The organism is Paenibacillus silagei, assembly GCF_017874735.1.
GTDB classification, from domain to species: domain Bacteria; phylum Bacillota; class Bacilli; order Paenibacillales; family Paenibacillaceae; genus Paenibacillus_AQ; species Paenibacillus_AQ silagei.
Map to the genome: position 1 here is coordinate 24,400 of NZ_JAGGLV010000008.1, position 14,455 is coordinate 38,854.

Annotated in this window: 11 protein-coding genes; 9 read left to right on the plus strand and 2 right to left on the minus strand. The window is 52.4% G+C overall.

All coding sequences use genetic code 11. The features are described from left to right. The first annotated feature begins 10 nt into the window (after positions 1–10). Complete coding sequence (locus tag J2Z70_RS13525) at positions 11–472, plus strand: low molecular weight protein-tyrosine-phosphatase (protein WP_036726628.1); 462 nt, start codon at positions 11–13, stop codon at positions 470–472. A 213-nt stretch (positions 473–685) separates the two neighbouring features. On the opposite strand, the gene J2Z70_RS13530 is transcribed toward J2Z70_RS13525, so the two are convergent. Next, a complete protein-coding gene (locus tag J2Z70_RS13530) occupies positions 686–1,417 on the minus strand; it encodes an alpha/beta hydrolase (RefSeq protein ID WP_209873664.1) in 732 nt (243 codons plus the stop codon). A 265-nt stretch (positions 1,418–1,682) separates the two neighbouring features. On the opposite strand from J2Z70_RS13530, the gene pdhA reads away from it, so the two are divergent. The 7 genes from pdhA (at position 1,683) to J2Z70_RS13565 (ending at position 10,092) form a co-directional block, all read left to right on the plus strand. Beyond that, a complete protein-coding gene (gene pdhA / locus J2Z70_RS13535) occupies positions 1,683–2,750 on the plus strand; it encodes a pyruvate dehydrogenase (acetyl-transferring) E1 component subunit alpha (RefSeq protein WP_209873667.1) in 1,068 nt (355 codons plus the stop codon). A gap of 15 nt (positions 2,751–2,765) precedes the next feature. Then, positions 2,766–3,743 carry an alpha-ketoacid dehydrogenase subunit beta gene (locus J2Z70_RS13540; RefSeq protein ID WP_036726449.1) on the plus strand — a complete coding sequence of 326 codons (978 nt, stop codon included), beginning with the start codon at positions 2,766–2,768 and terminating at the stop codon, positions 3,741–3,743. A gap of 107 nt (positions 3,744–3,850) precedes the next feature. Next, a complete protein-coding gene (locus J2Z70_RS13545; protein WP_209873672.1) occupies positions 3,851–5,506 on the plus strand; it encodes a 2-oxo acid dehydrogenase subunit E2 in 1,656 nt (551 codons plus the stop codon). A 3-nt stretch (positions 5,507–5,509) separates the two neighbouring features. Then, positions 5,510–6,922: a dihydrolipoyl dehydrogenase gene (gene lpdA / locus J2Z70_RS13550; protein ID WP_076079331.1), complete on the plus strand. Its 1,413-nt coding sequence runs from the start codon at positions 5,510–5,512 to the stop codon at positions 6,920–6,922. 243 nt (positions 6,923–7,165) lie between these two features. Then, positions 7,166–7,960 carry a thymidylate synthase gene (gene thyA / locus J2Z70_RS13555; RefSeq protein ID WP_209873674.1) on the plus strand — a complete coding sequence of 265 codons (795 nt, stop codon included), beginning with the start codon at positions 7,166–7,168 and terminating at the stop codon, positions 7,958–7,960. After that, the gene (locus tag J2Z70_RS13560; protein ID WP_209873677.1) at positions 7,957–8,448 is read left to right on the plus strand and encodes a dihydrofolate reductase; all 492 of its coding nucleotides are present in this window, start codon (positions 7,957–7,959) and stop codon (positions 8,446–8,448) included. The genes thyA and J2Z70_RS13560 overlap by 4 nt, the downstream gene beginning before the upstream one ends. 156 nt (positions 8,449–8,604) lie before the next feature. After that, positions 8,605–10,092: a glutamate synthase subunit beta gene (locus tag J2Z70_RS13565; RefSeq protein ID WP_036726458.1), complete on the plus strand. Its 1,488-nt coding sequence runs from the start codon at positions 8,605–8,607 to the stop codon at positions 10,090–10,092. Between the two features lie 115 nt (positions 10,093–10,207). On the opposite strand, the gene J2Z70_RS13570 is transcribed toward J2Z70_RS13565, so the two are convergent. Then, positions 10,208–12,208 carry a methyl-accepting chemotaxis protein gene (locus tag J2Z70_RS13570; RefSeq protein WP_209873680.1) on the minus strand — a complete coding sequence of 667 codons (2,001 nt, stop codon included), beginning with the start codon at positions 12,206–12,208 and terminating at the stop codon, positions 10,208–10,210. 523 nt (positions 12,209–12,731) lie between these two features. Between J2Z70_RS13570 and J2Z70_RS13575 the strand changes: the two genes are divergently transcribed. Continuing rightward, complete coding sequence (locus J2Z70_RS13575; protein WP_209873683.1) at positions 12,732–14,438, plus strand: proline--tRNA ligase; 1,707 nt, start codon at positions 12,732–12,734, stop codon at positions 14,436–14,438. Positions 14,439–14,455 lie beyond the last annotated feature (17 nt).

The window sequence follows — 14,455 nt, forward strand, 5'->3', positions numbered from 1 at the left end:
GGTGAGAGGGATCGTTAACGTGTTGTTTGTATGTCTTGGGAATATTTGCCGTTCGCCGATGGCGGAGGCTGTGCTGCGCAGCAAGATTGAACAGCGTCAGCTTACGGATCAGATTACAGTGGATTCTGCAGGAACGGGAGACTGGCATATCGGGAAAGCGCCGCATGAAGGGACAAGGCGTATCCTTGATCTGCATGGCATCAGCTATGAGCATATGAGAGCAAGGCTGGTAGCCAGTGAGGATTTCGAGAGATTCGAATATATCATCTGCATGGACAAGTCCAACGGGGAGAATGTGCGCAAAATTCCCGGCGGTGAGCAGTCCAAGCTGTTGTTCTTCATGGATCTGTTGCCGGATGAGGAGCTGCGTGAGGTGCCTGACCCGTATTTCACCGGTAATTTCGAGCAGGTCTATGATTTAATCAACGCCGGTTGTGATGTGCTGCTGGAACGGATTATTCAAGAGAAATAAATTATCCTTCTATTTCTCGCTGAAACGGTACCGCCCTTTAAAAGGACGGCAAAGCCGCTTCCACTTGGCAGGCATAGTGCTACAGCCGGACCGGTTGCCGTCCTTATGATTTAAGGAACGGCACCGTATGTCCGATTCGTGATGAAAGCGCAGTCAATCGTACTGCATACATAAGTTCGTAAGATGTTCACTTTTGGGGTTCTATTTGCTGTTTCAGGAGCTGAAGAAATAGAGTAATGATTCCGGGAGCTCTTTTTGCCAAAAACCCCAAAGATGCTGGCCGTCCTTCTCGCGGTAGGACACCGTGGCTCCCTTGGCTTCAAGCATGGCCTGGGTCTCCCGGTTCATCTCCACGAAATCATAGACGCCGGTATCGGTCTTGTAGTCGCGCTCTTGAAGCCCTACAACCATGTTGATCTGAAGCCAGGAGAGATCCTCCTCTTGTGATAGCAGCTCGCGGGTCTCGGGATAGTAGGCGCCGGAGAGGCTGAGCACACGGCTGAATAATCCCGGATACGCCAGCGCCAGGTGGAGGGAGACACTGCCGCCCAGGGAATCACCGGCTACGATCCGCTCCTCCGGTGTGCGCCGGACAGGATAATTATGTTCAATGAAGGGAATAATCTCTTCGGCGAAGCATGCAAGGTACTGCTTGAAGCGGCTGCCGAACGGAGCGTATTCAGCGGTGCGGACTGCCACGTTCACTTCGACGCCCACTATAATGAAGGGTTCCACATCCTGCTCCAGAATCAGCTGACCAGCCAAGGTGGCAATCCGGCCGAAGTTGAAGAATTCTTCACCGTCCTGGCAGTAGACGACGGGATAGCTGAGTACTTCATTATATCCGGGGGGAAGATAGATACGCAGCTTGCGCTCTTCCTGCAGATGTTCGCTCCACAGTGTTTGTTTTACAATTGTACGTTTCAGAAAAACAGGTTCGCTCATTGTCAAATCGTCACCTTTCATGTCGGATTTTGCTTAAGACTTAGTGTTGCGTTAAAATTAACCAAGCGGCAAATGTGGGATATATCATTTACTTGATAAATATCCTTCAATCTGTTATAGGATATTTAAACGCCTGTTATACATACAAAATTTATGGAAACATAAATTTTATGCGTATTTCTTTGACGAAACAGATACAACAGGTGTATAATAATTCTATAACAGAGACCACTGATATTCAAATTTTTTTATTGAGGTGAAGATAATGACTAGAGTTCCTTATGAAGTGTATACAGAGGACGTTGAAGCCCTTACGGTTCTTTCCCCGGATGGAGAAATTATCAACAAGGAAATGATGCCTAACCTTACCGATGATCAATTGAAAGAAATTATGTACCGTATGGTATTTACCCGTACCTGGGATGACCGTGCTGTCAACCTGGGCCGTCAAGGCCGTCTCGGCTTCTATGCACCGGTATCCGGTCAGGAAGCTACAATGATCGGCAGTGAGTACGCTTTGCAGAAGGAAGATTTCGTCTGCCCGGGCTACCGCGATATTCCACAGCTCGTATGGCATGGCCTTCCATTATATCAGGCGTTCCTGTATTCCCGCGGACATCAGCATGGCGGACAGATTCCTGATGGCGTTAATGTACTTATGCCGCAGATCATTATCGGAGCACAGATTCTTCATGCTACCGGTATTGCTATGGGCTTCAAATTGAAGAAACAGCATAACGTTGCAATCACATATACCGGTGACGGTGGTTCGTCTGAAGGCGACTTCTACGAAGGCCTTAACTATGCAGGAGTATACAAGCTGCCGGTGATCTTCTTCGTTCAGAACAACGGTTATGCCATCACTACTCCGTTCTCGAAGCAGACAGCAGCGAAATCCATCGCCCACAAGGCAGTTGCCGCAGGAATTCCCGGAATCAAGATCGACGGTATGGACGTCTTTGCAGTAATCTCTGCTGTACAGCAGGCTGCTGAACGTGCCCGCAAAGGCGAAGGCGCCACACTGATCGAAGCGGTAACCTACCGTTTCCGTCCGCATTCCCTGTCCGATGATGCCAGTAAGTACCGTACGAAGGAAGAAGAAGGCCAATGGAATGAGAAAGATCCGATTGCCCGTCTTGCCAAGTACCTGGAGAAGAAAGGCCTCTGGACTGAAGAGGACACTCTGCGCGTAAGAGAAGAAGCGAAAGCTACTGTCAACGAGCAGATTAAGAAAGCAGAACAGACCGAAAAAATGACCATTCCCGGCTTGATCGACAGCATGTTCGAGGTAACTCCGAAACATCTTGAAGAACAAAAAGCCGATTTTGAATAAGGGGGATATCAGGCAATGGCACAGATGAATATGAAAGAAGCAATTCGTGACGCAATGCGCGTTGAACTGACTCGTGACCCCAATGTTCTTATCTTCGGAGAAGACGTTGGTAATGTAGGCGGCGTATTCCGTGTAACGGAAGGGCTGCAGAAAGAATTTGGCGAGGAGCGCGTCTTCGATACACCGCTGGCAGAGTCTGCCATTGGCGGTTTGGCTTTCGGTCTTGGCGTGCAGGGCTTCCGCCCGATCGCTGAGATCCAGTTCGTAGGCTTCATCTTTGAAGCTCTGGATCAGATCGTTATTCAGGCAGCGCGCCTGCGCTGGCGTTCCGGGGGCAAGTACAATGCTCCTGTAGTCTTCCGCACTCCATTCGGCGGCGGCGTTAAGGCAGCCGAGCTGCATACCGATTCCCTGGAAGGTCTTATCGCCCAGAGTCCTGGGATCAAGGTAGTTATTCCTTCTAATCCTTATGATGCGAAGGGACTGCTGATCGCTTCGATCCGCGACAATGACCCTGTATTCTTCATGGAGCACTTGAACCTGTACCATGCTTTCCGGGCAGAAGTGCCTGAAGGTGAGTATACCGTTGAACTCGGCAAAGCGAATGTAGTACGCGAAGGTACGGATGTATCTATCATTACCTACGGCCTAATGGTACATACAGCGACCAAAGCGGCCGACCAGCTCGAAAAAGAAGGCATCAAAGTCGAAATTATCGACCTTCGTACCGTTAGCCCGATTGATATCGACACCATTGTGGCTTCCATCAAGAAGACTAACCGCGCGATTGTTGTACAAGAAGCTCAGAAGAGCTCCGGCGTAGCCGCTGAGGTTATTGCCCAGATTAACGAAAAAGCTCTGCTGCACCTGGAAGCCCCTGTGCTTCGTGTAGCAGGTCCAGATACAATTTTCCCGTTTGCTCAAATCGAAGATACTTGGATTCCTACCCCTGCACGTGTCATCACGGCAGTTAAGAAAGTCATGGAATTCTAGGAAGTAACGACCTTGCCGTCCTTGTATTTAAGGGCGGCAGCCGTTTCTGTCTTTTATCAAACAGGACTGTTGGAATAACTCAACATAATTTATAGGAGGTTATCAAGGTGGCAAAATTTGAGTACCGGTTCCCTGAGCTGGGCGAAGGTCTGCATGAAGGCGAAATTATCAAAATGCATATCAAAGCCGGCGACAAAGTAACCGATGACGATATCGTAATGGAAGTTCAGAACGACAAGGCGGTAGTAGAGGTTCCTTGTCCGGTCAACGGCACAGTGCTTGAAGTCTTCACCAAGGACGGACAAGTATGCCGTGTAGGGGAAGTTGTAGCCATTATTGATGCAGAAGGCGACATCCCTGAGCAAGAGGGCGGCCATCCGGCAGAGCAGGCTTCCCAGGAAGCTGATGCAGCCAAGGGCGGAGCGGATACTGCTTCTTCTCCGGCAACCAGCAGCCCGGTTACTGGCGGAGCAACGAACTTCGAATACAAATTCCCTGAACTGGGCGAAGGCCTGCATGAAGGGGAAATCATCAAGATGCACATCAAGGTTGGAGACAAAATCACTGACGACGATATCATTATGGAAGTTCAGAATGATAAAGCAGTGGTGGAAGTTCCTTCTCCAGTCAACGGTACTGTAGTCGAAGTGTTCACCAAAGACGGCCAGATCTGCCGTGTAGGTGAAGTTGTGGCGATCATTGCTGCAGAAGGTGATGTTCCTCACGAGGAGGGCGGCCATGCTGAAGCATCCGGTGCCCAGGCAGCAGCTCCTTCCCAAAGTACTGCTCCGGCAGCGGCGGCAGCTCCAGCCCCTGACCGTGAAGTGCTGGCAACACCAAGCGTGCGCAAGTATGCCCGTGATAAGAGCGTAGATATCTCCAAGGTGAATGGCTCCGGCAAGAACGGCAAGATCACCCTGGAAGATGTGGAAGCCTTCCTGAAGGGCGGTTCAACAGCCCCAGCGGCATCGGCTCCAGCAGCATCTGCACCGGCAGCAGCAGAAGCGCCAAAAGCTAAGGCAGCAGCTGCACCAGCAGCTTCCGCTTCTGGAAATGCAAGTCTGGAAGAAGAACGCGTACCATTCAAGGGTATCCGTAAAGCGATTGCCAATGCCATGGTTAAATCGGCTTACACTGCACCGCATGTTACGATCATGGACGAAGTGGATGTTACGGAGCTCGTTGCCTTCCGTGCCCGCATGAAGCCGGTAGCCGAGAAGAAGGGCGTGAAGGTTACTTACCTCCCGTTCATCGTGAAGGCACTCGTGGCCGCTTCCCGTCAGTTCCCGGCGCTTAACGCGATGATTGACGAAGCTACGAACGAAATTGTCTACAAGAAATACTACAACATCGGTATTGCTACAGATACAGACAACGGTCTGATCGTTCCTGTCATCAAGGACGCTGACCGCAAGAGCATCTGGATGATCGCAAGCGCGATTTCAGATCTGGCTGTGCGCGGACGCGACGGCAAGCTGGCTCCGCATGAAATGAAGGGCAGCACGATCTCGATCAGCAATATCGGCTCTGCCGGCGGTATGTTCTTCACTCCGATCATCAACTTCCCTGAAGTTGCTATTCTCGGAACCGGACGTATTACTGAGAAGCCTGTTGTGAAGAATGGCGAAATCGTAGCAGCACCAGTAATGGCTCTGTCCCTGAGCTTTGACCACCGGATTATTGACGGCGCAACAGCACAGAATTTCATGAATTACATTAAGACCCTGCTTGCAAATCCTGATATGTTAGTTATGGAGGTGTAATTAATGGTAGTCGGAGACGCTTCAATCGAAATTGACACATTGGTTATTGGTGCAGGTCCCGGCGGGTATGTGGCGGCAATTCGTGCCGCCCAGCTCGGCCAAAAGGTCATCATTGTAGATAAATCGGAACTCGGCGGCGTGTGCTTGAACCGCGGCTGTATTCCTTCCAAGGCCCTGATCTCGGCCGCTCATCAATTCGAGGCTGCCCAGCACGGTGAAGTATTCGGTGTTACTGCCGAGAACGTCAAGGTGGACTGGTCCAAGACTCAGGCCTTCAAGAACGGCGTAGTCAAGAAAATGACTTCCGGCGTTACCAGCCTGATGAAGGGCAACAAGATCGAAGTATTCAGCGGAGAAGCTATGTTCATCAGCACAAACGAAGCCCGTCTGTTCAATGATCATGAATCCCCGCGTTACAAGTTCAATAACTGCATTATTGCAACGGGCTCCCGTCCGATTGAACTGAAGCCATTCCCGTTCGGCGGACGCATCCTGTCCTCCACGGAAGCGCTGGATCTGCCTGAAATTCCTAAGAGCATGATCGTTATCGGCGGCGGCTACATTGGTGCGGAGCTGGGTCAGATGTATTCCAAATTCGGCACCAAGGTTACCATCATTGAAGGTCTGGATACCGTTCTGCCTGGCTTCGACAAAGACATGACCCGTCTGGTTGCCAAGAATATGGCTAAGACTGGCATTGAAATTGTAACTAACGCCAAAGCCGAATCTGCGGTTCAGAACGACAAGGAAGTTACTGTGAAGTACTCCGTAGGCGGAGAGTCCAAAGAAGTGACTGCTGAATACCTGCTGGTAACCGTAGGACGCCGTCCGAATACTGACGGCGAGCTGGGCCTGGATCTGATCGGCGTTGAGCTGGATGACCGCGGTCTGGTGAAGGTAGACCATCAGGGACGGACTAATATTCCTAACATTTTCGCAATCGGCGATATCGTTCCGGGTCTTGCCCTGGCGCACAAAGCTTCTTACGAAGGTAAGATTGCTGCGGAAGCCATTGCCGGACACAAATCGGTTGTAGATTACAAGGTAATGCCGGCTGTAGTCTTCACAGATCCTGAATGCTCCAGCGTAGGTCTGACCGAGAAGGAAGCTAAGGATAAGGGCTATGCGGTTAAGGCCGGCAAGTTCCCGTTCGCAGGCAACGGCCGTGCCGTGTCCCTGAATGCTCCTGAAGGCTTCATCAAGATTGTAGCGAAGAGCGACAACAATCAGGTGCTCGGCGCACAAATCGTCGGTATCGAAGCTTCCAACCTGATCGCTGAGCTGGGTCTGGCGATTGAAATGGGCGCAACGCTTGAAGATATCGCACTGACCATCCATGCGCATCCAACCCTTGGCGAGATCGTTATGGAAGCGGCTGAGCTGGTAGAAGGCCACCCGATCCACGTAATGAAATAATAACCGCTTAAGCTTATGCGGTAAGAACACAAGAGGATGTTCCCGAAGCCATGCAGATGGTCAGGGAACATCCTCTTTTGAGTGAGGTCACTGTCCTGAACGTTCGGAAATAGCTGGCAGTCAGCCCAATTCGGGCAGAGAAATGTATGTTTTTTTGCGTATTTTTATCGTTAGGGAAGTTACAACGACCGTCAGCTCATGGTAAACTAATAGAAGAAAAAAGAGAGTGGGGTGTGATACGGCTTGCGTAATTACTTGGATTTATTGCAGGATATTCTCGACAACGGTACAGCTAAGAGCGACCGGACAGGTACAGGTACAGTGTCCGTCTTCGGGCGTCAGCTCCGCTTCGATCTGTCGAAGGGCTTCCCGCTGATGACCACCAAGCGCATTCATTTGAAATCGGTGGTACATGAGCTTCTATGGTTCCTCAAAGGGGATACCAATACAACGTATCTGAAGGAGAATGGCGTCTCGATCTGGGATGAATGGGCCGATGAGAACGGGGAGCTGGGACCGGTATACGGTTCGCAGTGGCGGGCGTGGGAGAGCAAGGACGGGCAGCATATCGATCAGATTGCGAATGTGATTGAGTCAATTAAGCATAATCCCGATTCACGGCGACATATCGTTAGTGCGTGGAATGTAGGCGAGATTGAGCAGATGAAGCTTCCGCCCTGCCATTTCGTGTTTCAGTTCTATGTAGCGGGCGGCAAGCTCTCCTGCATGCTTACGATGCGTTCGGTGGATACGTTCCTTGGTCTTCCGTTCAACATTGCCAGCTACGCGCTGCTTACCCATATGGTGGCGCAGCAGACGGGGCTTGAGGTCGGAGAATTCATCTGGTCCGGCGGAGATGTGCATATATATACAAATCATATGGAACAAGTGGCCACACAGCTTGCACGGGAGCCTTATGCGCTGCCGAAGCTTAACATCCGCAGAGTACCGGACAGTATTTTTGATTATACTTTTGAGGATTTTGAATTTACCGACTATGTCTATCATCCGGGAATCAAGGCACCGGTTGCTATATGAGCATTACCATGATATGGGCGATGGCCTCAAATGGCGTAATTGGCAAAAATAATGACATGCCCTGGCATTTGCCGCTGGATTTCGCTTATTTCAAAGCAGAGACACTCGGCAAACGGATGCTGATGGGCCGAAAAACCTGGGAGTCGCTGGGCAGCAAGCCGCTGAAGGGCCGTACCAGCCTGATTCTGACCCGCGATAAGAGCTTCGCACCCGAAGGGGCTGAGGTCATCCACACGCTGGCTGAGGCGCTGGCTGAGGGGCGCAAAGAGGATGAGCTGATGGTGATCGGCGGAGCCGAGATCTATACCCTGATGCTGCCGTATGCCGACAAGCTGCGTGTTACACGGATAGAGGCGGAGATTGAAGGCGATACGAGATTCCCTGAGGTAGACTGGAGCCAGTGGAAGGAAGTTTCCAATACACCGGGACTCAAGAATGAGCAGAATCCGTATGATTATCGTTTTATGGTGTACGACCGCAAGGAGTGACAATGAAGCGTTTTCTCTGACACAAGATGTGAAATAGTACAAATAATCAGTAGATTAGTCCATTACAGTGCGAAAGTATTGAATGCTAATATAATTAAAATTAGAAATGGTGTACTATACATCAACACGAAGAGAACGGATGGGGGAAACGTATATATGTCTACACCTACTGGATTTATGGAGTATAAGCGCCAGCTCCCAGGGGACCGCGATCCCGAGCAGCGCGTGAAGGATTGGGAAGAATTCCACGAGCATCTGACCGAGGACGAGCTTCGGACCCAGGGTGCCCGTTGTATGGATTGCGGCACACCGTATTGCCACACCGGCATGGATATGAGCGGCGGTACTTCAGGCTGTCCCGTGCATAACCTGATTCCGGAGTGGAATAACCTGGTCTACCGTGGCTTGTGGAAGGAAGCACTGGAGCGCCTGCACAAGACCAATAACTTCCCTGAATTCACTGGCAGCATCTGTCCTGCACCCTGCGAGGGCTCCTGTACCGTCGGTCTGATTGGACAGCCTGTTACGATTAAGACGATTGAGCTGGCCATTGTGGACAAGGGCTTTGAAGAGGGCTGGGTAGTCCCGAGTCCGCCGGAGAAGCGTACAGGCAAGCGGATCGCCATTGTCGGCTCCGGTCCGGCAGGACTGGCCGCAGCAGCCCAGCTGAACAAGGCGGGTCACACGGTAACGGTCTTTGAGCGCAGTGACCGTATCGGCGGACTTCTGATGTACGGCATCCCGACGATGAAGCTGGACAAACGTGTCGTACAGCGCCGTGTCGATCTGCTGGCTGCAGAAGGTATCGAGTTCGTGGTTAACACGGAGATTGGTAAAGACATTCCGGCGCAGCAGCTGGTGGATGAATATGATGCCGTTGTTCTCTGCGGCGGGGCTACCAAGGCAAGACGCTTCAACGTGGAGGGCCATGACCTCAAAGGGGTTATGTATGCCATGGATTACCTGAACGGCACGATCAAGAGCTATCTGAATTCCAATCTGGAGGATGGCAACTATGTATCCGCCGCAGGCAAGGACGTAATCGTGCTGGGCGGAGGCGACACAGGCTCTGACTGTGTAGCGACTTCCTTGCGGCATGGCTGTAATAGCATCACCCAGTTCGGCACACATGACAAAGCGCCGCTTACGCGTGATCCGATTGCCAACCCTTGGCCGCAGTTCCCGAATGTCTACACCCTTGATTATGCCCAGCAGGAAGCCAAAGCGGTCTTCGGTGAAGACCCGCGTGAATTCTCTATCATGACGACGAAGTTCGTCGGCGATGAAGAAGGCAACCTCAAGGAGCTGCATACGGTGCAGATCCGCCGGATGGTGGACGAGACAGGACGGAAGATCTACCAGCCGGTTCCGGGCACCGAGGCTGTCTATCCGGCCCAGCTGGCGCTGATCGCGATTGGCTTCGACGGACCGGAGCAGGATATCATTGAGCAGCTTAAGCTGGATACAGACCGCCGTACCAATGTGAAGGCCCGTTATGGCAAATTCAACACGAACGTGGATAAAGTATTCGCAGCCGGAGATATGCGCCGCGGACAGAGTCTGGTCGTCTGGGCTATCAACGAGGGACGTGAAGCAGCGCGTGAAGTGGATAAATACCTGATGGGTTCGACTGTACTTGCTTAACCCTATATGTACCAAAAAGCCGTCCTTCAGCATTGCTGAGAGACGGCTTTTTATTATGCTTTTATTATGCTGCTATATTATTGAATGGTCTTCACCGCTCACATGATTACGGGGGCTAGTCTTCCAGCTTGAACCGTTCAATCTTAAGCTGCAGATCGCCCGCCATCCTGGACAGCTCCGTAGAGGAGGCGGAGATCTCTTCCATGGAAGCGAGCTGTTCCTCTGTAGCTGCCGTTACACTCTGGAAGGCGTCAGAAGTAGAACGGGAGATGCCGGAGATCTCGTGAACGGAAGCGGCGACCTCCTGCGCTCCCGCTGACATCTGCTCGGTAATAGCCGAGATGTCATGCAGCTGGCTGTTGATTTTGGCCGTAGACTGTTCAATGCTGTTGAAGGATTCCTTGGCTTCGGCGGTAACCTGAATACCCAGCTCAACATCAGCTGCAACGGTATGCCGGATCGCTTCATAGGTCTGGTCGATCAACCGGGTCATCTGCTGGAGGGTATCTTGAATATCTCCGGCGGTATTCTTCGATTGATCGGCCAGCTTCCGCACCTCAGCAGCCACGACGGCGAAGCCCCGGCCCTGCTCTCCGGCCCGGGCCGCTTCAATGCCGGCGTTCAGCGACAGGAGATTCGTCTGTACGGCGATCGCCGAAATTGCACTGCTCATCGCGGACACCTCATCGTTCAAACCGTTTAATTGCCCGATCAGCTGCGAAGAGTGGTGGGTAGAGGTCCGGATGGCATCCATTTGCTGGCTGACCTGTTCCATCTTCCGGCTGCCGCTGCGCACATCTGCTTCAGTGCTTGCGGAAGAATCGACGATGGAGGCGGCGGCTTCGGCGATCCTTTGAATACCGGAAGACATTTCCTCCATCGCGCGCGAGGTCTCTGCCATGGCCGAGGTCTGTGTCTGCGCACCCTCGGAAGAATCCTGCACCAGTTCAGCCACGTAAGCGGTGGCTCTGGAGTTCTCTTCGGTGGTTGCATTCAATTGCTGGCTGGAGGCTGCGAGTTGTCCCGAGGTGTCCGAAATATCCGATACGATGCCGCGCAGAGAGCCTACCATCAGGTTGTAATTCTGTGACAGCTGACCGATCTCATCCACCCGGTTCATCTGGATCTGCTCATTCAGATAGCCTTCGCTTACCCGCTGTGCAGAACGGTTCAGGCTGCGGATCGGCTTCGTAATAGAGCGGACAATCAGGTACATTAGGGTTAAGGCGACAATCAGGGCAATGGCCAGAACCATAAGTCCGGTATAGATAATGGGCTGTGAGGCATCCGAGAATTCTTGGGTAGGCAGAATGCCGACAATTTTGAAGCCGGTGTTCGGATCGGTTGTATAATAACCCTGCATGTTCATCTCCGTGTCCGGATTGGTATAGTGCAGGTCCCCGCTGTCGTTTGCTAGCATTTTCACTATATAATCTGCTACATCCTCACCTGCTGCTTTGCCGGGATAAGAGACGAATTTATTATTACGGTCCACAATGTAGAAGTAGCCGGTTTCACCCGGATGGGTAGTATGGATTCTTTCACTCATTGCCTTGAGATTGAGGCTGGTGGTCACAGCTCCTTTGCCATCCTCCAGCGAATGGGAGATGAACAGCGTATAATTGCCGGTTGTTGCGGAGACAAAAGGATCAATGATTGTAGTGGTACCGGCATTCTGCATGGACGCCTTATACCAGTCCCGTGTACGCGGATCATAATCCTGTTTGCCGGGGTCCGGAGCCTTCATCCAGGCACCTTGTTCGTTGCCCGCCGTAAGAATCTCAAGCTCAGGATGTGCCTTCATGAACTGATCGATGAGTGTGCGTGTTGCGGGAGCCTTCACATCGAGCCCGGAAGACTCAATCTGGCGGCTGAGCAAATCTACATTCCGCATAGCAGCGGATACATATTCTTGAATGGTCCCGGCGACCAGATCTACACTGGAATGCGTGGCTTTCTGCATTTTAAGCTCCAATTCCCGTTTCGCACTGGAATAGGAGAAATAACTGACCAAGAGGATCGGGATCACCAGCATAATGGTGAAAAGCATCATCATTTGTCTTTGCAGTGATCGTGATCTGAGCTTACTGGTGAAGCGGTTGACTGACTTGAACATTGGAACGGTTCCCCCTCTGGTACATGGAAATCGGCTGGTAGCTAGCCGTTTCTCTCTAAATACCTCAACTCATATTCGGTTTATCGACACATTCTTTTCATATCTTAAGGATTTGATGTAAAATATTTAATTGCGTTCACAATCTATTCATCGCCCGCTTGACGCAGCCTCGAATATCGTATAGATTAAGAACCAACATTTATAACGTAACAGCGTTGACCAAGGACCTGGTATCCGTAAACGCCGTAAGCAGAGAGGGGATTCACCGGCTGAAAGATCCCCCGAGTGCGTAAGACACCAATCCTGCCTTGGAAGCTGCAGCTTATGCTGAAGATGGGCATAAGTCTGCCGGAACCGGCCGTTATCCGGATTAGAGGACCGCAGGCTTGGATAGTCTTGGGGTTGAAACAGGGTGGTAACACGGCGCATTCGTCCCTGACGGATGCGTCTTTTTTGCGTTCTCATTATGGCAGCGAAATGTTCTGGAGCTCTACACACTTTTCGACGAAAGAGGCTGATCTGTATGCGTCAAACCAATCTATTAGTTACCACTCTGCGCGAAGCTCCTGCGGAAGCAGAGACAAGGAGCCACCAGCTCTTGCTGCGTGCCGGATATATCAGGCAGGTGGCCGCCGGGGTATACACCTATTTGCCGCTCGGACGGCGGGTGCTGCGCAGGATGGAGCAGATCGTGCGCCAGGAGATGGAGTCCGCCGGTGCGCAGGAGGTGCTCATGCCTTCGATGCAGCCGGCAGAGCTCTGGAGAGAATCGGAACGTTATGAGGTGTACGGCAAAGAGCTGATGAAGCTCCGGGACCGTCACGACCGTGAGTTCGTGCTGGGTCCGACCCATGAGGAAGTGGTTACAGCGCTAATGCGCGCAGAGATCAGCTCTTACCGGCGGCTGCCGGTGGCTGTCTATCAGATTCAGACGAAGTTCCGGGATGAACGTCGTCCGCGCTCAGGGCTTCTGCGGGGCAGGGAATTCCTGATGAAGGATGCCTATTCGTTTGATACGGATTGGGAGGGCCTGGATCTGGCCTATCAGGTGATGTACAGCACTTATGAGCGGATCTTTGACCGCTGCGGCCTGAAGTACCGGGCGGTGCAGGCGAATGCCGGAGCGATTGGCGGCAAAGGCCAGAATCATGAATTTATGGCCCTGTCAGAGATAGGTGAGGATACGATAGCTGTGTGCTCCCTGTGCGGATATGCTGCGAATCTGGAGCAGGCGGAAGTGCGGGGCGGGTCCGTACCGCATAGACAAGATTTTGCCGGATTGCCTGTCCCTGAGCAATTCCATACGCCTGCCCAGAAGACTATTCAGCAGCTGGAGCAGGAGAGTCAGCTCAGACCGCAGGATATCATCAAGACCTTAATCTACACGGGCGGAGGCAAGACATTCGCTGTGCTGGTCCGTGGCGATCATGAGGTGAATGAGCTGAAGGTGCAAAAGTATCTCGGCTGCGGTGACATTACGCTGGCTGATGTTGAGCAGGTGCAGGAGACCGCCGGAGTAGGAAGCGGTTATGTCGGTCCTGCCGGATTGTCCGTGCCAATCCTGGTGGATGCTGCTGTTGCAGCCATGACAGAAGCAGTCACAGGCGCGGGGGAAGAGGATTACCATCTGCGTGGAGTGGTGCCCGGCCGGGACTTTCCGCTGACGCAGGTGGGGGATTTCCGCAATGCGGTTGCCGGCGACAGCTGTCCGCAGTGCGGCGAAGGGGAGCTGGATTTCCAGCAGGGCATCGAGGTAGGGCATGTCTTCAAGCTGGGCACGGTCTACAGTGAGAAGCTGGGGGCAGATTATCTGGATGCAGACGGCCGCACCCGGCCTATGGTAATGGGCTGCTACGGCATCGGAATCTCCCGCCTGCTGGCCGCAGTGGCTGAGCAGAACAACGATGACCAGGGGCTGATCTGGCCGCAGGGCCTAGCTCCGTATGCGGTTCATATTCTGCTGATGTCGGTCAAAGATACAGCGCAGCGTGAGCTGGCTGAAGCCCTGTATGCACGGCTGACCGCCTTGGGCATTGATACCCTGCTGGATGACCGCGATGAGCGGGCCGGGGTCAAATTCAAGGATGCCGGACTGATCGGTATACCGGTTGCGCTGGTGGTCGGCAAGCTGGCCGCAGAGCAAAGGATTGAATACATGGACCGCAGAACGGGTAACAAGGAAGTAATCAATGTTGGTGAGGCCGTGCTGCGCGTAAGCAGGCCTCAATAATGAGCAGCGGATTTTGG